1 pseudogene is annotated in these 535 nt (G+C 70.8%); it reads left to right on the top strand.

The window, feature by feature from the left end:
* Nucleotides 1-123 precede the first annotated feature (123 nt).
* Nucleotides 124-535: pseudogene (locus tag D1350_RS23485) on the top strand (IS30 family transposase); the annotation flags it as partial.

Below are 535 nucleotides of genomic sequence, written 5' to 3'. Positions count from 1 at the left end.
GGGGCTATCTAGCGGTCCTCGCAACACCCAGAGTTTTTGGGGGTTGCGAGGACCGTGTCGTCTTCATCGGACGCAGATCAGCTGCGGGTGCGGTTCCTGGAGTTGCTGGAGCAGGTTGAGAGCGTGAGCGTCGCTGCGCGGCGGCTGGGCGTGAACCGCAACACTGCCTACGGCTGGGCGCGCAGGGCAGGTGTGTGGTCCGTGCGGGTGCCGGGCGCGACCGGCGGCCGGCCGCCGCATCCGGGCCGACCCGAGTACGACCGGCTACGGGCGGACGGCGTGTCGCGCAGACGGGCGGCCGAGCAGGTCGGTGTGCACCCACGGACCGCGAAGGACTGGGACCGCGGGGTCCGCCGCTCGTCGAACAGCCGGACCTACCCGGACGGGCGCCGGGTGGACTACAACACTGGCGTGACCACGATCGTCAAGCCCGGATCCTCCTCGGCAGCGATGTCCGCGCTGGACAAGACGCTGCACCCGCGGTTCCTGTCCCTGGCCGAGCGGGAGCAGATCGCCGATCTGCGCCGTGAGGGTG

Source organism: Antribacter gilvus (assembly GCF_003946865.1).
In the GTDB taxonomy this organism is placed as follows: domain Bacteria; phylum Actinomycetota; class Actinomycetes; order Actinomycetales; family Cellulomonadaceae; genus Antribacter; species Antribacter gilvus.
This window is presented reverse-complemented; position numbering and strand designations above follow the sequence as displayed.